The sequence below is a fragment of the Rhizobium sp. Root1203 genome (assembly GCF_001424945.1).
Lineage (GTDB): Bacteria > Pseudomonadota > Alphaproteobacteria > Rhizobiales > Rhizobiaceae > Rhizobium.
On the sequence record NZ_LMCW01000001.1, the window covers coordinates 247,770 to 261,343 of the forward strand.

Here is a 13,574-nt window from a genome sequence, read left to right on the forward strand (position 1 = left end):
ATCATCACTCCTCTTGTTGTTTCGGAACTGAAGGCGACGCGGAGACCTTGGGGCTTCCCGCGCTCCTCATGATGTTGGAAACGATCCTGCGATCTTTCCGGGCCTCAATATGCGCCCGAAGCGCATAAACGATCGAGACGAGCGCCCGGCCGCCAATATAAAAATCCTATAAATGCCGAAGGGGAGGGTGGACGGTGCGCATCGGAAATGTGGAATCTGTGGAATGGACTTGCCGGAGGATGTCGTCGTGAAGCATTCTGCGAACTCGCCTGTCGCAGAATGTCGCTTTTGCGCCGTCGTAAAATTCAGTCACAAAAATTGTCGCTTTAATCGAGAGTTTCGCGATGGAATGCACAAGCTAGGTTTATGCGCTTAAATATCATCGCACGATTTTTTCTTGAGATCGGGAACCCGGAACGCCTGGGCAGCGCACCGGAGCGCCGCCGATTTTCTGGCGTCGCATCTATCGCGATGATCCTAAGTTTCGCGAAAAGCCGCCAGCACTGAATTTCCCTGCAAATTCCAGTCGCAAAACCGATTCGCAAAAGTCGGAGTTTCGCGACAGATATTTGCGAAAGAAAGTGTTCCACATTTCAGCTAGGGGCTGAGGGAGGGTGAATCCTGCGCAATTCGGCGGCGTCGAAGGGCTGCGGTCCGAACCGCCGCGAATGGCCGGACGCGGACGCGGCCTCGCCGTCGGATACGGACGCGCCCGATCTTCGGTCCGATCGGGTCTTCGGTCTAGAGACCGGCTGGCCGCCCCCCATGGGGGCGGGAACGCGCTGGAAGCGCGCCGCGCGAGGTCATCCCTGCGAGAACCGGGGACAGGGGATCGACGCGTACGCAGGGAGAGTTCGCCAACGGCGCGTGCCCGTATGCGTCGGTTGCTTCCTGATGGCGCAGGGCTTCAACCAGCTGCGGAAGAAGACCTTCGCCACGCCCGGCCGCGATGGCGTGCAGTGCTAAGAACGAAGACATGGTCCTGCTCCTGAATTCCGAGACAGGAGCATTAGATGTGAAAACGCCGACGTCGACCACCCGTTTCATGCGACGTCCCGACGCCCGCCGGCACACGCAGATTAGTCCGCAGACCCGCGGTGCTGGGTGGTTATCTCGATGAATCTGTTGAAAACAACAAACTTGGCTGGGGAACCTGGACTCGAACCAAGATTAACGGAGTCAGAGTCCCCAACTGTTCTATGATATTGCTTCCGATTTTCTCCAAATCTGGAGAAATCGCCCAATGGAAAATCAAAGGGTTACGGAAGAAATTCCAACCGAAAACCAGCCTGACAAGGTAGTTGAAGCCGCTCTGTGGATGAGCCTCAATGCCGACAGTATTCGCGGCAATCACCTTCTCGAAATCATGGCGCGCTTCGGCGTAAGTGTCCTCGATGCCGTCGAGGCGTCCAAGCGCGGCCATGCTCTCCGCTATGGGAAGCGGGATGCGTCCTGAGAAGGTTGACCTATCGATCGCGCGAAACGTCCTTAACCTGCTGATTGGGCTCTCCAGCGCCGACAAAGCGGTTGCTGGCGTTATCCTCGGACACCTCAATATGACAACCGGCCAGTGCGATCCAAGCGTTGGCCGGATCGCGCGCATACTCGGGGTGACGGAAAAGACCGTGAAACGAGCTACGGCCGATTTATGCGGAAAGCATCAACTATTCACCAAATCAAGCCACGGCGGCAGCTCAGGGCGTGCGAGCTATGAGCCGTGCTGGTCCAAGTTCCGCGATCTAAACGCTGACTTCCAGCGCCGAATGAGAACCGGTGAAGGACCAGATGGGGATACCGAGAAGGGGACAGAAATGTCCACCAGAAGGGGACAGAAATGTCCGACAAGTGGGGACAAAAATGACCCACAAACTATTATAATAAACTCATCTAAGGAACTAAATCTCTCCCCACCCTCTCAGACGGAACCTCATGGGCTGACCGTGTCGAAAGCTTCAGATGGGCTTTTGAATAATGAGGAGGCAAGGCCGAGAAACCCAAACAACGAGGCTCGGGAGAAGAGCCGAAGCGGGGATAGTTCACGCGCTGGCAATGCCTGGAGTGCTGCCGAGTGGCGTGTCGATGAAGCCATCAAGGGCCTACCTCCTGATGTACGACAGGTCGCGTGGGCGTTGCTGGACGCTGCCAGCCTGAACGCGGCGATAGGTGAAGAGGTCAAGCGCCGAGGCGGTGGGCTAGCGTTCATCGTCGCGAGCCTGCGAACCGCCAGACTGCAAGACATCGAGGGTCGGCATGGACCGGTCCACTGACCCCCACCCCCCTTTGGGTCCTTCCCGGACCCTGACCCCTTGCGGGCCGGGACGAGCCCGAGAGTTCGCTAGTGACGCAGCGCTAAATCCTGACCTGACACCCCTGACAACTACTGACAACACCTGACAAGGAACCTCCGATGAGCGAACCTCTGAAAATATCCGCCTCGAATGACGGCATCTGGATCACGATCGCCGAGCTTGCTCGCCGCAAAAACATAACGCGCCAGTCTGCTGGTGAACGGGTCGCGCGACTTGAAAGGGGCGGGTTTCTCGTCACGCGCTCAGAAGGCGTCGGCCGGAAAAGATACGTTGATCTCGCCGCTTATGATCGTGCGGTGGGCCGTGAGTTAGGGAGGAGGCACTCGATCGAAGACGTCTTGCTGACGCTGTCCGAAGCGGCCTTCTGCGAAATAGATAAGCTCCTCCAGCCGATCGAAGGATTGATCTCAGCTGCCGAGGAAGGTGAAGTGAAATTCCATTCCGTCCTGCAGCAGACTGTCAATGAGATAAAAAAATCTATAGCCGAGAAGCTTGCCGAGATGGCCTTGAATGCCGAAAACTCAAGTCTTTTCGAGCTGGATCTCCGATTTCCTAGCAAGCGAACCGTAGCGCTTCCCGAAAAAATCGCTTGACCGTGGGATGTCATCACGGTTATAGCGTGGGAAAGCCTCACGGAGTTTGCCTATGAATTACCTCTTTGACCCGACCGAACTGCATAAGTTCTCAGGTCTCACGCAAGACGGTCAGCGCGACTGGCGTCGGCGCGGTTTCATGGATGGCATCGGCCAAGTGCAGCCGAACGGCCGCTGGAAATATTCAGCTCCGGATGTCGTCAAACTCGCTCTGGCGCGGCTTTTCGTTTCGCGTCGCTTGGTGGCCGATCTCAACGATGCAATTCGCTTCGGCAGCTACGTCGCACAGTTCGTTTGGTTTCGCCTGGAGCCGGACAATGCGCGGGACAAGTGGCAGCAAAAATCGAAAGAGGTTCGTTTCGCCGCCGCTTTCGGCGCGCTCCGCGAAGGCGATGAGATGCAGTTTGAGGTTTACCACGACCTGGCGTCCGTCTTCACGCTGAACCTCGGCGCTGCCGTCGTGGTCAGTTGCGAAGTCCTGACAGAAGAACTCCGGCCCCATCTTGCAGGGGCGGTAGCCGCTCATATGGCAGCGCGGGGCGCGAATTGATGTCCCGGCGTGCACTTCGAAAGGCCGAGCAAAAGGCTAATCATCGCGACAGCGTCTTCTCGGCGCGCTCTTTGGATGAGGCAAACCGAACCATTGAGGTTGTCGCGGCGACGGAAACGCCGGTCGTACGCTGGCACGGCGATGAGGTTTTACGCTGCACGAGCGAGGCCATCGTTACCACCCGCCTTAAGGGGCTCCCGGTGATCGATAGTCACGATCGCTCCAGCGTCCTTTCGGTTCTCGGGCAGGTAACGGATTACAGGATCGCAAACCGGCAGCTCATCGCCACAGTCAAATTCGCTGATAGCGAACGAGGACGGCAGGCCTTCGACCTGGTGAAGGAAGGCATGCTCAATAAGGTTTCGGTCGGTTACGTGATCCGAAAAGCCAAAGAGACAGACGCGCGAAACGGCTCCGTGCTTCTGACGGCGACCGAATGGGAGCCGTACGAACTATCGCTGGTCAGTGTGCCGGCCGACCCCAACGCAACAGTTAGAGGAGCCTCAGATATGAGGAACAAAAATCGCCGCCCCGCTCTGATCCGGACGGAAGAAGATGACCAGCTGCTCGATACCCGCGCAGATGACGAAACCGAAGAAGACGGCCGCGAGAATAATCGTTCCGCCAGCTTCAATCGCCAGCTCGACCAGCTTCGTGACCAGGCTGTGAGTTCCGGTCTCTTGGCGGATGCGGTCGATAGCGAATTCGAAACGGTTCGCACCATCAGCGGCGCGCGGGACCGTGTTTTCAAAATGTTGGCGGATCGAGTAGACGCGACGGTCACGAGTCCTGCCCGTGGCGCCGCGCGCTCCCAGATCGAAGCCATCGAGAGACAAGCAACAGATGTTCTCGCCTCGCGGTTTGGTGCCGCCGTCGACACGGCAAACAATCCCCTGGCTGGATTGAGGACGCTCGAAATTATCGAACGGTTCTTCCAGGCGCAAGGCGTCAATACGAGAGGCGTTAGCGATATCGACCTGGCCGACGCTGCACTCGGCGATCAGCGAGCGCTCCGCACGCTTTCCAGTAGAGCGGCCCATACGACTTCGGATTTCGCGTTCATCTTGGAAAATGCGGCTTCTCAGGCGATGATTGCCCGATTCCGCTCGACGCCTCCCCCCCTCAAAGCGCTGGCGCTAAAACGAAACGTGCAAGACTTCCGGCCTTCCAAGTTCATTCGACCTGGGGAAGCGCCGGCACTCCAGCCGATCCTTGAAGACGGTGAAATAAAGTTTGGAACTGTCAACTACGAAGACAACGGCATCTCTATCCAGTCGTTCGGACGTGCCATTGCGCTCTCCCGACAGCTCCTCATCAACGATGCACTGGGGGTAATTTCCGACGCCATCGCTGGTTTCTCGGATGCTGCGAACGATACTGAAGGTAATATGCTCTTCCAGTTGCTGTCCGCGAATTCCTTTGGGGGAGTTAAGCTCTCGGATGGAAAAAATCTGTTCCATGCGGACCATGGCAACCTAGCCGCCGCCGGTTCCGCGCTTGGCGTCGGCAGCGTCAGTGTGGCCCGCACGGCAATGAGGCTTCAGAAGAACGTCAGTGGTAATGGCACTGCTGGTGTGGTTCCCGCCGTACTGGTGGTCGGACCTCAACTGGAAACATCGGCTCAGCAGTTCGTCACCGAGATCAATGCGACCACGGTCACCGACGCTAACCCGTTCGCGGGGAAGCTCAGTGTCGCAGTCGAAAACCGCTATACCGGTTCCGGCTGGTGGTTGTTTGGCGATCCAGCCTCCCGACCTGCCCTGATGTACGGCTACCTTGACGGTTTCGAAGGTCCGCGCATGCGCATGGAAGACCCATTTGGCCGCCAAGGCCGCGCTTATAGCTGCGAATTGGACTTTGGTTGCGCCGTCTACGACCGCCGCGCCGCCTACTTCAACCCCGGCGTCTAGCGAAAATCGCCGCCGGTTTTCCTGACGGCGGCGCTTGAACCGGCGAGGGGTAGCCACCTTACCGGTTTTTGCCAGCAGCTCCCCGTTTTCATGGGTTTTCGGGGAGCTGCGTTCTCATCTCGAAAGGCTTTTCTAATGGACAAAATTGTAGAACTTACCCGATCCTATGAAGCCGATGGCAAGCGGTTCGACACCATCACCTTGCGTGAGCCTACCTACGCAGAAACGCATATCAACGCTATCGGCAAGCCATTCGACTACCAGCCGGCGAAGAATGGCGGCGTGCTGTCTCTGACCTATCCGCACATCGTCGACCAATATGTGAAGGTGCTACTCGTCGAGCCTACTTACGAGGATATCGGCCAGCTTTCCGCAGTGGACTCGATGCGGCTCGAAAGCGCCGTGTGTGATTTTTTTATGGAGGAGACGAGGTGGCCGAAACCGCCGACTGGCTCGTCTTCCGTTACGGTTTTGCAGCCCATCACGTCGGCGGAATGACGGCCTCGGAAATTCGTCATTGGGCAAGCCGCTGTGTCGGCTTTATTGAGAAGGCGCCGCGCAAATGAAGGAAGTGGAAGCAAGGCTTAAAATCTCGGCCGTCGACAAGACTGGCGCGGCGCTGAAGTCCGTCGCCGGCAAGCTGGCTACCGTCAATGCGCGCGCGGAGGAGTACAACAAGCGCTCCGGCGCCATCGCCAGAGTGCAGCAACGATCTGGCGCGATGATTGCCGCTGGCGCCGCCGCAATCGCCTTCGGTGCGAAAACCGCCCTGGTAGACTTCGCCGCGATCGAGCGCCAGATGGCGCGCATCGGCAACACGGCGGGTGCATCGGCCGACGATACGAAAGCCGCTTTCGCGCAGCTCCAGCAGGAAACGAAAAACTTCGCCCTGCCGCTCGGCGAGACCATTTCCGCCCTCGACACACTGACGGCAAGCGGCATGAACCTCAAAGAGGCCATGGCCTTTCTCCCGACCGTGCTCGCGACGGCGCAGGCCTCTGGCGCGACCACCGAGGATATTGCCAACGCCGGCCTGAAAGCCGCCTCGGCCTTCAAGATACAGGCGAACCAGATGCAGCGAGCCTTCGACCTGATGGTCGCAGGTGGGCAGGCCGGGCAATACGAGCTGAACGATATGGCCGGTGCCATTCCGCGCCTTGCTGGCGCGTTTTCAGCTCTCGGCTATACCGGCGAAGACGGGTTGAAACGGCTGGTGGCCGTGCTGCAGACGATCCGCGAAGACACCGGATCCTCGGAAGAGGCGGCGACCAACGCCGAGAACGTGTTTCAGAAGATGTTCTCGGGGGAGACGATCAACAAATTTAAGAACTTTGGTATCGATCTCCAAAAGGAGATGAAGAAAGCCAAGGAGAACGGCGAGGACACGCTGACCGCTTTCATTCGCCTTTCGAAGCAAGCCGTCAACGGCGACCTCAGCAAGCTTCCTCAGCTCTTCGCAGACACCCAGCTTCAGAATGGCATGCGCTCCCTGATGACCAGCGCCGAGCGCCTGGCGCACTATATGGACGAGCTGGGCAATCCGAGCGTTAACGGCACGACCTATCGGAACCTGCAGAACGTTCTAGCCGGCACGCAGGCTAGCATCGATAAATTCAATGCCAGTTATCAGCAGCTGAAATACGCGCTGGGTGGCACGATCGCGCCTGTAATTACCCCGATCATGGACGAAGCCACGAAGGAAATGGACCTTCACTCGGCGCGGCAGAAGGGTATGGAGAAGCGCGGCTGGAGTTCCGTCCGTCGAGCGTTTGGTGTGATGACAGGCGACGAACCTTGGGAACTCGCCTACGAGGGCGGCTATCGAGATCCGGAGTTTCTGAAGCAATACTGGGCGCGACGGTACGCATCGGGCAAGGTCGCGCAATCGACAGGCGGACCGCATGGAATGTCTCCTCCCGGTCCTGCAGAGTTCCCTGGCGGCGACCATGGTTATCGACCTGGAAAAATCCCCGCCAACGCCGTTCCGATCCCGACGCCGAGGCCAACACAAGGCAACGTCAACGATCGGCTCCAGAGTTTGCAGTCCCAATACCAGCAATACGGGGAGGGGCGGCACGCTTCGGAAAGCTTCCTGTCATCGTCTGGTGCGACAAGAACGAACGCCTTCGAAGGCATCGAAGAGCGGTTCGCCCAGGGTGGCCGCGATGCCGGAAACGCGATCGAGCAATCAGGCTCCAAGGCGGGCGACGCCATGGCTATGAAGCTGAGTGCGGCCGGTGATCAGGTCGCAACCGCGATAGCTGGCCGCGTTCTCGAAGCGATCGTTTCCGGAATTAAGAAAATCAACGGCCTCGGCCAGCAGCAGGGACCGAACGTGAATGCCAACACCGGACGTACGATGCCGCCGAGCGCGAATAGGCCCGCAAACAGCGGTGGTGGCGGATTTTGATGGAAAGCGTTCTACTGGAGGTATTCGGTTCGTATCGCCAAATCACCTTGTTAATTTTTGCTACCACATTTGTGGTCTATAAAATAACAAGGTCAAGAGGCGGCGCTGGCCACGCTTTCGGTTAAGTGCAAAACATTCCAGTAGAGGATGTTTTCGGAGGGTTCAGTGCGGGAGCTTACTTATACCACGTCCTCGATGTGATCCGCGCTGAGATCCGCGAGCGGAGGCGGTGCACCTTGTCGCTAGCTGAAATGGTCGATCGGGCAGGGGTCAGCCGTTCGACGGCAAGCCTCGCGATTCGACGGGCTAGAGCGGCGGGGGAGATCCGGGTTTTGTGGCGATCGGATGAGGGGCTTTCCAACATCATCTTAGCAGTCGAGCCGTTAGATCGCTGACGGTGGAAGGTTGTCCGCAAACAGCGCCACGACCGATAGAACAGCATAGACCGCAGTTGCGAGCCCCAGGATCAAAAGGACAAGTCCAAGGAGGTTGAACCAATTTGGGTATTGCCGGGAGGGTAACAGCGGAATCATTTTCGCGACGCTGTCTTTGCTTCTTATGTTGACAATATCTGGAAGTTGCCCTGGTCCAACTGATAATATCGAGACCGAGAAAAACTCTTTGGCGGCCAAGTTTGGCACCTGAATTGCAAAGCGTCCATCAGGATGGTCCACCGGTTCAAATGCCCGTGGATCCCAAATCTCAAAATGCTGCGGCCTCCAATTAAATACGATTTCCACATCTTCCACGGACGATCGGCCGGGGTTGGTGACCCAAATCTCTTTAGTGTGAACGATAAGCTGAGATCCATTTGGCCCCGCGTTCGGAAGTAGAAACACATGGGCGTGTCGGTTGGACCACCGTAATTTTCCTTTGGCAGAGATGAGCTGGGTGAGGATGATGCCGGCTGTTGTCACCAGCAGGGTCTGAACGAAGCGCGAGCCGAGAAGTTCATAAATCATGGCGTGGCGGGTCTCTGGTTTGAATGATTTTCGGTCAATCTTTCCGTGTGTCGCCAGCTTGGCAACTCATGAAGGGTCGGCAAATCTACAGACCCTTTTCTGTTAATAATCAGCACCCGACAGAGTTGGCGATTACTCCTCATCAATATCCCGATGGGAGGTCTTGTGCTCGAAGAGCACATCATAGCGCTGCGGCGAAGTCGTTAGGTTGAGGTGAATGCGTTTCTTGTCGCCGATCGGGTTGAGCTGCATGAAACGCGTAAACCGCTCTGGCGCAATGTGCCGCTTCTTAACCTGTTCGGCCAGCTCGGCGCGCTCTTCGAGCAACCGCAGCTCCTCAGGCGAAAGATGAATAGCCAGGTCCATCCACCGGTCAAGCCGCCGATTGAGGCGCCTATTTTCCCTTATGAGATGATCGACAACCGTGCCCTGTGACCGAAACGATTTATCGAGGCGATCAATGATTTCCTCCATCACAGAGCGACGATTGAGAGATGCGGTATTTACCAGATCAAGGTTCAAATCCTCAGGAAAGTCGAACCCTTGGTCTTCCAGCGTACTCCTATTGAAATCTAAGCTGTTCGCGAGCCGGTGAACAATCTCAGCGTTCATGGAGCGACCACTTTTACCGGCCTCGTCGGCAATTCGGTCCCGCATGCCATCGGGGAGGCGCAAGTTGAACTGATCTGAGTTTCTGCCTGTGGACTTTGCTGACACCGCGCTTTCTCCCTGTGGATAGGACCACTGTGATATTATTCGCTTGACGTCAATTGGGACCACCGTGCTATTACTGATTCAGTGGTGGCAAACCGGAGATACGGTTAATGAGAATTGGCAGAGCAAGTGAAAAGTTCGCGTTGCGCCTACCCGAGGGGCTGCGGAACCAAATCAGGGAGACGGCTGACAAGAATCTGCGATCCATGAATGCAGAGATTGTTATCCAGTTGGAGCAAATCTACTCGCAATCCAAAGAAAAAGGCGAAGTCTCGGCCTAGGAAACCGACTTCGCCTTTTATGCATTTGGAAAGGATATCAAAATGCACATCGAACATAGCAATGAACATCGTCAGACTGCAAGCATCTCGCTGGGCCGCGCTCTCACGCTCGCCAACGTTGTTCTAGGCGGCTCGCTGACAGACCCGGAGAGTGCCTTGATGAGCGCCATCAATCGGCATGCATCCGTCTCGATGCGCCTCGCCGTGGTGTTGAAACAGCGGAATAATATTTGGGAAAATAGTCAGGAGCGTCCGGAACCGGAAATTCGCGTTGCGGAGGTTGTAGAGCGCCGCGAAGATTATCCATCCGAATATCTGTGCCGCGTTCTGAAAAACCCCGGTTCCATTGAACGCCTCTTTAACGGCGTGATTGGCCTGCTTCAAGTTGGCGTCTTTGCCCCGGCTAGAAAACGGGTTGCCGGTGACCGCGTTCGCGCTCTTGAGCTATATAGCCAGCGCTTGGCGTCCCTTGATAACTGGTACGATGATTCCGGGTTCCAAAAGGTGAGCGAAGAGCTTCAAGATCTGGAGGATGAGCAGGAGGCGATGGAAAGAGCCATCTGCGAAATGCCGTGCACTTCAACGCGCATGCTGCTCCTAAAGGCTGCGTTCGGCGAGGCACTCTTGCGTCAGAACGACAATGACACTCCGGATGGATTGCTCATGAGAAAGCTGCTGCATTCAATGCTGCCAGCGGGCGAGGTTCAATGACACGCTCAGGGTTCCGCAAGATCGACGTTACGCGCGCTGTTCAGGCCGTAAGGGCCGGCGGCATTGCTATCGGGCGCGTGGAAATTGAAAACGGAAAAATCGTCGTCGTCTCCGCAAGCGAGACGGCGCCGGCCGCCGACACCAACCCTCTCGACAACTGGCTGAAATCAAATGCGCGCAGTTAAGAACTACAAGGGCCTCAACCGCGTCAAAAAGACGTTGGCGAACGGCGAAATCGTCTTCTACTACTACGCATTTAAGGGCGGCCCGGCACTGCCGGGCAAGCCGGGAGAGGCGGAATTCGACCGCGCCTACAACGAGGCGGTTCTCGCGAAGGTAAAGCCTCGCGCCGGGACGCTGCAGACCCTGCTCGATGGCTACCAGCGCAGCTCCGACTTCGACGACAAGGCGGCGCGTACCCAAAGCGACTACGTCAAGCAGATCAAGCGTATCGAGGCTGATTTCAGCAGCTTTCCACTTGCCGCGCTCTCCGATCGCCGGACGCGGGCCATCTTCATCGACAAGCGCGATGAACATGCCCGCAAGTCGCGCCGGCAGGGTGATTATTGGTGGCAGGTTCTGGCGCTTATCCTCGCATGGGCGAAGGACAGGGGTGAGATCGACGTGAATCCCTGCGAAAAGGGCGGTCGAACCTATCGGGCGACGCGAAATGAGTTCGTCTGGAGTGATCAGCAAGAGGCGGCGTTCCTTGCCTCGGCGCCCTCGCATCTGCACCTGCCTTTGATCCTCGCGCTGTGGACAGGGCAGCGGCAGGGTGACCTGCTCAAGCTTACGTGGATGCAATACGATGGCGAGTTCATCCGCCTTCGGCAAGGAAAGACTAAGGTGCAGGTGATAATACCGGTAGGAGCTCCGCTCAAGGCGATGCTCGATCCGCTGCGTCAGAAGACCGGGAACGTGCTTTTGACCAGCGACGGCAATCCATGGAGCCCGGACGGTTTTCGCACCGTATGGGGTAGAGCGTGCCGGGCGGCCGGAATCTCGGATGTGACCTTCAATGACCTGCGTGGAACGGCGGTAACGCGCCTGGCCATCTCCGGATGCACCGAGGCAGAAATCGCCACGCTAACCGGTCACACGCTCCGCGACGTGCGCTCAATTCTCGATTCGAACTACCTAAACCGTGATGTGGCAATGGCGATGACGGCGATCAGGAAGCTCGAAGGGAGAACAAAAACGCCCAACTGAGTTTCCAACTGTCACACAATGTTCTGTTTTAAAGAGGGAAAAACGTGAGCAAAATCAATTGGCTGGGGAACCTGGACTCGAACCAAGATTAACGGAGTCAGAGTCCGTCGTTCTACCATTGAACTATTCCCCAACAGGCGCTGCCGCGTGCGGCTTGGCTGCTGTGCGGCGCTTATAACCAAAAGCTCGCGGATTGCAAATACCTGTTTTGAAAAAAATCACCGGTGCATTTCAGGGCTTGCGGAGGGGATTCGGGAGCGCAAACAAAAAGAATTTGGTGATTTCGCCTTGCACTGATATTCTTGCCGCAACGCAAAATCGAATGAGCGCCAGCTGCATACCTCCTGGGACCTTGCGCGGCGCGATGGAAAAAGAACGTGGAAGACCCCGAAGGCGGCGTGAAGCCGCAATCTGACGGGGCGTCGGCGGCAGGGCGCAGGGATGGTAAAAAATCCAGGCGCCGCAAAGGCAAGCGTGGCGGGCAATCCCGCAATGCGAGCCAGCCCGCTTCGCAGGTCCCCTCCGGCAGTGCCGGCGAGGCTGCGCGCCCATTGGACACGACAGCGGACAATGCCGCCGAAAACACAGCGCACAAGCGCAAGCGCCGTCGTCGGTCTGCCGGTCGGCTGGGCGAGGCCGCGCCGAAGCAGTCTCAAGGCACGAAAGCCGTTTCGGCGGGTCATGCCCCCCGCGACGACGTCGAGTCGGCCTCCAGCAAGCGCAACCGTCGCAAGCACCGCGGCAAGCGCGGCCTGCAGGGGCGCCCGCTCGCCCAGCCGAAACCCGTCGGCCAGGCAGTGCAGCACCCAGCCCCCGCCGCGCGCAGCGTCGCGAACGATGTGCGGATCGGCGAAAACGACAACCGGGCGCGTCAGGCCGAGCGCGAGCCGCGGCCCGCCCCCGCAAATCCCTGGCCGGACGAACTCTACGCCGCGCTGGACCTGGGAACCAACAATTGCCGCCTGCTGATCGCTCAGCCGACGCGGCCGGGCCAGTTTCGCGTCGTCGATGCCTTTTCCCGTATCGTGCGGCTCGGCGAGGGTCTGGCGGCAAGCGGCCGCCTGTCGGACGACGCGATGGACCGCGCCGTCGATGCGCTGCGCGTCTGCGCATCCAAGCTGAAGAACCGCGAAATTCGCCGCATGCGGTTGATTGCGACCGAAGCCTGCCGCCAGGCGAGCAACGGTGCCCAGTTCCTCGAGCGGGTGGTGGCGGAGACCGGCCTCGAGCTCGAGATTATCGATCGCGAGACGGAGGCGCGCCTGGCCGTTTCCGGCTGCGCCTCGCTGGTCGGCCGTGAGACCCGCTCCGTCGTTCTCTTCGATATCGGCGGCGGGTCCTCCGAAATCGCGGTCATCCGCATCGGCGACAGCCGCTTCAACAGGTTGGCCAATCACATCACGCACTGGACGTCGCTGCCGGTCGGCGTCGTGACCCTGTCGGAGCGGCACGGCGGCCGCGATGTCACGCCTGACGTGTTCGAGGGCATGGTGCTGGAGGTTGCAGGCATGCTCTCCGGTTTCGATTGCCCGGCGATCGACGCTGGGCCATCGGGAGACTTTCACCTGATCGGCACCTCCGGCACGGTCACCACCCTTGCCGGCGTGCATCTCGACCTGCCGCGCTACGACCGGCGCAAGGTCGACGGCATATGGTTGTCCGACGACGAGGTCTCGGCGATGCAGGCCAAGCTGCTCTCCTGGGATTTCGCGAGCCGCGCCGCCAATCCCTGCATCGGGCCGGATCGGGCCGATCTCGTTCTTGCCGGCTGCGCCATCCTGGAAGCGATCCGCCGCCGCTGGCCGAGCCCGCGCATGCGCGTTGCAGATCGAGGCTTGAGGGAAGGCCTGCTGACGGACATGATGGCCGACGACGGCGTCTGGCGGCGCAACCGCAACCGCCGCGGCCAGCGCGGCAAATAGGGG

15 protein-coding genes and 1 tRNA gene are annotated in these 13,574 nt (G+C 58.4%); 12 read left to right on the forward strand and 4 right to left on the reverse strand.

The features are described from left to right. Nucleotides 1-741 precede the first annotated feature (741 nt). Nucleotides 742-978 (reverse strand): hypothetical protein, encoded by a 237-nt coding sequence (locus tag ASC97_RS33725; RefSeq protein WP_156390299.1) that lies wholly within the window; start codon nucleotides 976-978, stop codon nucleotides 742-744. Nucleotides 979-1,243: 265 nt separating this feature from the next. Here ASC97_RS33725 and ASC97_RS01240 point away from each other — a divergent pair, with 265 nt between their 5' ends. From ASC97_RS01240 to ASC97_RS01270, 7 genes are all read left to right on the forward strand, one after another. Then, nucleotides 1,244-1,456, forward strand: coding sequence for a hypothetical protein (locus ASC97_RS01240; protein WP_057466535.1), 213 nt, complete (start codon nucleotides 1,244-1,246; stop codon nucleotides 1,454-1,456). Then, nucleotides 1,446-2,267 carry a helix-turn-helix domain-containing protein gene (locus ASC97_RS36135; protein ID WP_057466536.1) on the forward strand — a complete coding sequence of 274 codons (822 nt, stop codon included), beginning with the start codon at nucleotides 1,446-1,448 and terminating at the stop codon, nucleotides 2,265-2,267. The genes ASC97_RS01240 and ASC97_RS36135 overlap by 11 nt, the downstream gene beginning before the upstream one ends. 140 nt (nucleotides 2,268-2,407) lie before the next feature. Further along, nucleotides 2,408-2,902, forward strand: a complete 495-nt coding sequence (locus ASC97_RS01250; protein WP_057466537.1) for a MarR family transcriptional regulator — start codon at nucleotides 2,408-2,410, stop codon at nucleotides 2,900-2,902. A 52-nt stretch (nucleotides 2,903-2,954) separates the two neighbouring features. Next, nucleotides 2,955-3,452, forward strand: coding sequence for a hypothetical protein (locus tag ASC97_RS01255; protein ID WP_057466538.1), 498 nt, complete (start codon nucleotides 2,955-2,957; stop codon nucleotides 3,450-3,452). Beyond that, on the forward strand, nucleotides 3,452-5,362 hold the full coding sequence (locus tag ASC97_RS01260; protein ID WP_057466539.1) for a phage major capsid protein: 1,911 nt from the start codon (nucleotides 3,452-3,454) through the stop codon (nucleotides 5,360-5,362). Before ASC97_RS01255 ends, ASC97_RS01260 begins: the two co-directional genes overlap by 1 nt. Before the next feature lie 135 nt (nucleotides 5,363-5,497). Continuing rightward, complete coding sequence (locus tag ASC97_RS01265) at nucleotides 5,498-5,860, forward strand: phage tail assembly protein (protein ID WP_057466540.1); 363 nt, start codon at nucleotides 5,498-5,500, stop codon at nucleotides 5,858-5,860. 64 nt (nucleotides 5,861-5,924) lie between these two features. Beyond that, nucleotides 5,925-7,772, forward strand: a complete 1,848-nt coding sequence (locus tag ASC97_RS01270) for a phage tail tape measure protein (protein ID WP_057466541.1) — start codon at nucleotides 5,925-5,927, stop codon at nucleotides 7,770-7,772. A 383-nt stretch (nucleotides 7,773-8,155) separates the two neighbouring features. On the opposite strand, the gene ASC97_RS01275 is transcribed toward ASC97_RS01270, so the two are convergent. Next, nucleotides 8,156-8,734 carry a hypothetical protein gene (locus ASC97_RS01275; protein ID WP_057466542.1) on the reverse strand — a complete coding sequence of 193 codons (579 nt, stop codon included), beginning with the start codon at nucleotides 8,732-8,734 and terminating at the stop codon, nucleotides 8,156-8,158. Nucleotides 8,735-8,866: 132 nt separating this feature from the next. Then, on the reverse strand, nucleotides 8,867-9,451 hold the full coding sequence (locus tag ASC97_RS01280) for an Arc family DNA-binding protein (RefSeq protein ID WP_057466543.1): 585 nt from the start codon (nucleotides 9,449-9,451) through the stop codon (nucleotides 8,867-8,869). A gap of 107 nt (nucleotides 9,452-9,558) precedes the next feature. On the opposite strand from ASC97_RS01280, the gene ASC97_RS36140 reads away from it, so the two are divergent. The 4 genes from ASC97_RS36140 to ASC97_RS01295 are packed head-to-tail and all read left to right on the forward strand — an operon-like array spanning nucleotide 9,559 to nucleotide 11,649. Continuing rightward, complete coding sequence (locus ASC97_RS36140) at nucleotides 9,559-9,729, forward strand: Arc family DNA-binding protein (protein ID WP_082529849.1); 171 nt, start codon at nucleotides 9,559-9,561, stop codon at nucleotides 9,727-9,729. A 42-nt stretch (nucleotides 9,730-9,771) separates the two neighbouring features. Then, nucleotides 9,772-10,440, forward strand: a complete 669-nt coding sequence (locus ASC97_RS01285; protein ID WP_057466544.1) for a hypothetical protein — start codon at nucleotides 9,772-9,774, stop codon at nucleotides 10,438-10,440. After that, entirely contained in the window at nucleotides 10,437-10,625 is a 189-nt protein-coding gene (locus tag ASC97_RS01290) for a hypothetical protein (RefSeq protein ID WP_057466545.1), read from the forward strand. The genes ASC97_RS01285 and ASC97_RS01290 overlap by 4 nt, the downstream gene beginning before the upstream one ends. Next, nucleotides 10,612-11,649, forward strand: a complete 1,038-nt coding sequence (locus ASC97_RS01295) for a tyrosine-type recombinase/integrase (protein ID WP_057466546.1) — start codon at nucleotides 10,612-10,614, stop codon at nucleotides 11,647-11,649. Before ASC97_RS01290 ends, ASC97_RS01295 begins: the two co-directional genes overlap by 14 nt. 59 nt (nucleotides 11,650-11,708) lie before the next feature. On the opposite strand, the gene ASC97_RS01300 is transcribed toward ASC97_RS01295, so the two are convergent. Beyond that, a tRNA-Gln gene (locus ASC97_RS01300) sits at nucleotides 11,709-11,782 on the reverse strand. A 244-nt stretch (nucleotides 11,783-12,026) separates the two neighbouring features. Here ASC97_RS01300 and ASC97_RS01305 point away from each other — a divergent pair. Then, entirely contained in the window at nucleotides 12,027-13,571 is a 1,545-nt protein-coding gene (locus tag ASC97_RS01305) for a Ppx/GppA phosphatase family protein (RefSeq protein WP_057466547.1), read from the forward strand. Nucleotides 13,572-13,574: the final 3 nt, after the last annotated feature.

What these genes read in the sequence shown, in the direction of transcription:
- ASC97_RS33725 (WP_156390299.1), bottom strand. Translation starts at nt 978, where the DNA reads ATGTCTTCGTTCTTAGCACTGCACGCCATCGCGGCCGGGCGTGGCGAA.
- ASC97_RS01240 (WP_057466535.1), top strand. Translation starts at nt 1,244, where the DNA reads ATGGAAAATCAAAGGGTTACGGAAGAAATTCCAACCGAAAACCAGCCT.
- ASC97_RS36135 (WP_057466536.1), top strand. Translation starts at nt 1,446, where the DNA reads ATGCGTCCTGAGAAGGTTGACCTATCGATCGCGCGAAACGTCCTTAAC.
- ASC97_RS01250 (WP_057466537.1), top strand. Translation starts at nt 2,408, where the DNA reads ATGAGCGAACCTCTGAAAATATCCGCCTCGAATGACGGCATCTGGATC.
- ASC97_RS01255 (WP_057466538.1), top strand. Translation starts at nt 2,955, where the DNA reads ATGAATTACCTCTTTGACCCGACCGAACTGCATAAGTTCTCAGGTCTC.
- ASC97_RS01260 (WP_057466539.1), top strand. Translation starts at nt 3,452, where the DNA reads ATGTCCCGGCGTGCACTTCGAAAGGCCGAGCAAAAGGCTAATCATCGC.
- ASC97_RS01265 (WP_057466540.1), top strand. Translation starts at nt 5,498, where the DNA reads ATGGACAAAATTGTAGAACTTACCCGATCCTATGAAGCCGATGGCAAG.
- ASC97_RS01270 (WP_057466541.1), top strand. Translation starts at nt 5,925, where the DNA reads ATGAAGGAAGTGGAAGCAAGGCTTAAAATCTCGGCCGTCGACAAGACT.
- ASC97_RS01275 (WP_057466542.1), bottom strand. Translation starts at nt 8,734, where the DNA reads ATGATTTATGAACTTCTCGGCTCGCGCTTCGTTCAGACCCTGCTGGTG.
- ASC97_RS36140 (WP_082529849.1), top strand. Translation starts at nt 9,559, where the DNA reads ATGAGAATTGGCAGAGCAAGTGAAAAGTTCGCGTTGCGCCTACCCGAG.
- ASC97_RS01285 (WP_057466544.1), top strand. Translation starts at nt 9,772, where the DNA reads ATGCACATCGAACATAGCAATGAACATCGTCAGACTGCAAGCATCTCG.
- ASC97_RS01290 (WP_057466545.1), top strand. Translation starts at nt 10,437, where the DNA reads ATGACACGCTCAGGGTTCCGCAAGATCGACGTTACGCGCGCTGTTCAG.
- ASC97_RS01295 (WP_057466546.1), top strand. Translation starts at nt 10,612, where the DNA reads ATGCGCGCAGTTAAGAACTACAAGGGCCTCAACCGCGTCAAAAAGACG.